Source organism: Candidatus Symbiothrix dinenymphae, assembly GCF_001431085.1.
Map to the genome: position 1 here is coordinate 1 of NZ_BBRU01000484.1, position 402 is coordinate 402.

The window sequence follows — 402 nt, forward strand, 5'->3', positions numbered from 1 at the left end:
CGCAGATGCCGCGTTTGGTCTTTGTGATTTCGCCCAACCCTTGTGCGCGTTTCATCACTTCAAAGCCTTTGGTGCGGAAATACCCCAGTTCCGAATGCTCTGCCGGAATGGCGGGAGTCCACACGGCCAATGTCGTTTTTGGGTTTTTGAATGCCTCCGGAATCATATTCACATCGTCCCAATAATGGATTTGTGCCCCTCCGGCGTTCAATTCGCGGGTGAGTGCCGACTCCACGCGGTCGTAGCCACCCACCGTTTTGCCTTCAGCAAGGAAATAGCGCACCAGATTGCTCATGCCGATGCCCCCTGCGCCAATAAAATACATGGTTTGTATGTCGTTCAAACTTTTCATTGTTCTTACAAATCTCAAATAGGGTGGCAAAGGTACAAAAAAAATTGTAC

Annotated in this window: 1 protein-coding gene; it reads right to left on the bottom strand. The window is 49.8% G+C overall.

Going from position 1 to position 402, the window contains the following annotated elements; genetic code table 11:
• Nucleotides 1–352, bottom strand: a 352-nt coding sequence (locus ASC50_RS05235) for a Mur ligase domain-containing protein (RefSeq protein ID WP_226995409.1), incomplete at its 3' end; no start/stop codon positions are given.
• Between the last annotated feature and the right edge of the window lie 50 nt (nt 353–402).